Origin of the sequence: Vibrio kasasachensis, from assembly GCF_050337565.1 — a bacterium.
Classification (GTDB): Bacteria; Pseudomonadota; Gammaproteobacteria; order Enterobacterales; family Vibrionaceae; genus Vibrio; species Vibrio kasasachensis.
The window spans coordinates 1-3957 of the sequence record NZ_JAKJTB010000037.1 but is presented as its reverse complement, the minus strand read 5'-3'; the positions used below and the strand labels follow the sequence as shown (position 1 = coordinate 3957).

General features: G+C 40.1%; 6 protein-coding genes. All 6 read right to left on the bottom strand.

The window, feature by feature from the left end; genetic code table 11:
• The coding region (locus L4C38_RS21140) for a transposase (protein ID WP_489686418.1) at positions 1–424 on the bottom strand (424 nt) is incomplete at its 3' end.
• Positions 425–613: 189 nt separating this feature from the next.
• Complete coding sequence (locus L4C38_RS21135) at positions 614–1042, bottom strand: tetratricopeptide repeat protein (RefSeq protein WP_428799508.1); 429 nt, start codon at positions 1040–1042, stop codon at positions 614–616.
• On the bottom strand, positions 1042–1176 hold the full coding sequence (locus L4C38_RS21130; protein WP_428799507.1) for a hypothetical protein: 135 nt from the start codon (positions 1174–1176) through the stop codon (positions 1042–1044). The genes L4C38_RS21135 and L4C38_RS21130 overlap by 1 nt, the downstream gene beginning before the upstream one ends.
• 119 nt (positions 1177–1295) lie before the next feature.
• A complete protein-coding gene (locus L4C38_RS21125; protein ID WP_428799506.1) occupies positions 1296–1958 on the bottom strand; it encodes a hypothetical protein in 663 nt (220 codons plus the stop codon).
• Positions 1958–2362: a hypothetical protein gene (locus L4C38_RS21120; RefSeq protein ID WP_428799505.1), complete on the bottom strand. Its 405-nt coding sequence runs from the start codon at positions 2360–2362 to the stop codon at positions 1958–1960. Before L4C38_RS21120 ends, L4C38_RS21125 begins: the two co-directional genes overlap by 1 nt.
• Positions 2363–3119: 757 nt before the next feature.
• A partial coding sequence (locus L4C38_RS21115) for a transposase (protein WP_428799504.1) occupies positions 3120–3957 on the bottom strand: 838 nt, incomplete at its 5' end.

Genomic DNA, 3957 nt, shown 5'->3' with positions numbered 1-3957 from the left:
CTTTCATAAACCAACTGAGGCTCCATAGGCGAGAGCGCCAAGAGTCAATGATTGACATGCAAGCTTCAGTTTCGGCATCACTGGTTGATTGCCCTGATAACCAACGCGATACTAAGCTTGGAAGTTTGTGCTCTTGTTGCCAGCGTTCGACAACTTCATGATTGGAAAGTGCTTGTGCTTTATCTCGATTGATATGAACTACCAGATGATAGTGGTTGCTCATAATCGCGTAGGCGCAAATATCGATGCAGTAGACTTGCGAGAGCGCATATAGTTTTTGCTTTATCCACTCGCGGCGATGCTCAAAGCTTTGCTCTGTTAGCGGGTCAAYMCCACATAAGAAACTGCGCCTAACGCAGCGAGAAACACAGTGATAATACGGTGTGGCATCCACGGATATCTGTTGTTTTCTGGCTGTCGTCATAATCAGTCTCAAGTGGGGTTTAACCTACTCAGAATAAAAGATCAAATAACAACAGCAATACTAAACATCCCAACTTACAACTAGGTTATCACCAAACCATACTTTGGTTACTTTGCGGTGCCTGTCCTTGTTAATGGTTAATGCCTGCTTAATTATAAGCAGATACACAATTTAAATTACAGGCTCCAATTAAAAAATCAATGGCTTTATAAAAGAGAAATATTTTGAGTCATCTTCATCAAAGATTTCCTTTCCCCCCCCCATATACGCCCTCATAAGCTCATCTTCAGCAGCTTTGTTATTGTCAACCTCAAAATAACACTGCCCAAGTCGTAAGTGTATAAATGGATTGCCTAAACCATTCGGGCATGCAATAGCGTTGATAAAGCACTTCAATGCTTTTTGGAAGTCTTTCTGAAGAAATCTCGCATCACCTATTGCAACATATAGCCATGTCGATGCTTCCCACTCTTCATGTGGTTTTGGTACAAGTGACAAAGCTTCTTTATATTTATTGATACCATCTTCAAATCGATTCGATTCAACCAGTTTATCGCCATATGCAGACATAGAACTGATTTTATTGTAAGTATCTTGGTCCAATACACTACGGCTCATTAAAAATCATCCTCATCAAATATAACCTTCAACTCTTCTTCAGTTGCAGGGGGATCATAAGTCATACCACATTTAGCACCATTACACCTATTTATACTCTTTGGTTCTAATATGTAATTATCAGAATTATTCATTGTAATCACCTTGCGGTGCCTGTCCTTGTTAATTATTGAATTATTTACAGGGTCCTGTCCGCTTGACCATGAATTTCTAATGGGTGACCCCTTTAGGTGTTTGGTTTTTCAATAATTCATCATTGAAGTAGGCGTTTAACTTCTTCATCAATATTCTCAAAATTGCCTTGTTCTTCTGGAAGTGAGCTGTAAATTAGTAGAACACCATCATGAAACAGGCTAACCGATTCTACTTTACCTTCAAGACGTTGAATAATCTGCTCAGGAGATAGCCCAAATGCCCTACTGCACAGTTCTCGATCAAAGTAATTAATTGAATTTATTCGATAAATCCCATCTCTTCCATTAACATCCTTACCCGTATTATTACTTTCTTCAACTATCTTGGCCCAATCACTTCTCGTGATGCTCCAGTTTCGCAAAGTTGCTCGATAACAATCAAATGCAGGGATATATGACTTTAGAATTTTTATGATCTCATTTAGCGAGACTTTCCCTTCATTAAAATCAATTTGTATGTGGTCATCGAACTGAGCATTGTCTTCAAGGTATTTTTCACTTCGGTATTTATAAGTAATATTGCCTTTAACGCCTGCACCTAAGAGCTTATCTAAAGAAACGCTTATCACAAGTTCTGAACCAATATCTGGAAGGGGCATTAACCCTTCTAGGTTCCAAGGCGCACCTAAGTCCGCAATACTTTCTAAAAACCTAATGTGCTTTTCATCATAAGATTCATTGTGTTTTGCCCTATGACGTAGCTCCAAGTTAAGTTTAACCATTATTTCGCTACCCTCACTGTAATATTAGTTATATTCTCTCTAATCAGTATATCCATTGCCTTATCTGCTGCCTTTTGATTCGGAAACTCAAAGACACCTTTAAACCCAGGATTTTGCTTCAAGGCATTCGAAACTCTTTGAAGACTTTGTAATTGCTTATCAAATGTCGTTAGCGCCGTTTTACGATCAATTAAAGTTGTTCCATCATCTTCGATACCATCAAACTTAACGAAGTTATTCCCCCTTGGGTTAGGATTATCAAATCGAATTGCAGGAACAGCTTTTCTCTTAGATGAAATGTCCGAGAATGCACCTTTAGTTCCAGATTCAAATTGTACAAAGTTTTTATCGAAATTACCTTGGGGTTCCTGAACAAAAATCAATCCGTTATTTTGACCTGTCATTTTTCTAGCATCTTTTATACTCAGAACTTCTACTTTTGATAAATCAAATTTGTTCTCTTGGGGGATACTTCCAGCTAATGGTGATCCATTCTCACTAACACCCGGAGGCCCCTGCCCCTGCTGCTCAGATTTAACCCCTTGCGATACATCCTTATCAATTTGCCCTGTCGCTGGCTCCGTGGTTCCCTCACCTTTCGCGACCAGTTAGATTAAAATAGATTAAAAGGACACACACTATAAAGAAAACAACTATGCCAAGACTTCGAGCAACCTCAGGGTTTTAGTCGCTCTGTAAATTCATTGTTCGTTTGGGATTTGTCAGGTGGAAAAATAAGATATCAGCACTTCATATACACATTTAGTGACGTGGAGTGAGCCTTTACGTGCGGAACTGAATGAATATTATTATTCGTTTGGGATTGGCAATTATATGAAGTGAAGAGAACAAACAGCCGAGATTCAACCATCTAACCGAAATAGATGTATCCGTTGTTTATTTAAGTTGCGTCTAAGGCAGATTAAAAGGACACACACTATAAAGAAAACAACTATGCCAAGACTTCGAGCAACTTCAGGGTTTTAGTCTCTCTGTAAATTCATTGTTCGTTTGGGATTTGTCAGCTGAAAAAATCAGATATCAGCTCTTCATATTCACATTTAGTGACGTGGAGTGAGCCTTTACGTGCGGAACTGAATGAATATTATTATTCATTTGGGATTGGCAATTATATGAATGAAGAGAACAAACAGCTGAGATTCAACCATCTAACCGAAATAGATGTATCCGTTGTTTATTTAAGTTGCGTCTTGCTGGCTCTATTGTGCAAATGCAACCTACCGCAGTGCTGCGATGGCGCTCCAGTTTGGTACACGCTTTTAGCCAATTGCGTTGATTTAGATTAAGCCGTTGCAATATTGGCGGCGTAGCAGAATTTAAACAAGCCTTGTTCTCTCGAAACTGGCGCGCAGTCCAATCTACCAGTTCGATATAATCCATGAGCCGAAATGGAATACCGTCTAGTTTTTCATTGGTTGGATTGCCGATAAACGGGTGAAGGCAAGGGGCGGTTTCTTGCTGGTTATTTAATGCCTCTAATCTGGCTTGAATCGAGGTGAATTCTGAGTTTTCCGGTGTGTTAGCTATACCAGCCCTTAACGGATTTAAATCAACATAAGCCATGGCTGCGGCTAGCGCTTGTTCATCTAGCAACGCCTGACTTTTAAAGCGGCTTTCCCAAAAGTGCCCTTTGCACCCTTCTTCTCTATTGGCTTGGCAAGCAATATCAAAATTGAGCTCTTTCATAAACCAACTGAGGCTCCATAGGCGAGAGCGCCAAGAGTCAATGATTGACATGCAAGCTTCAGTTTCGGCATCACTGGTTGATTGCCCTGATAACCAACGCGATACTAAGCTTGGAAGTTTGTGCTCTTGTTGCCAGCGTTCGACAACTTCATGATTGGAAAGTGCTTGTGCTTTATCTCGATTGATATGAACTACCAGATGATAGTGGTTGCTCATAATCGCGTAGGCGCAAATATCGATGCAGTAGACTTGCGAGAGCGCATATAGTTTTTGCTTTATCCACTCGCGGCGA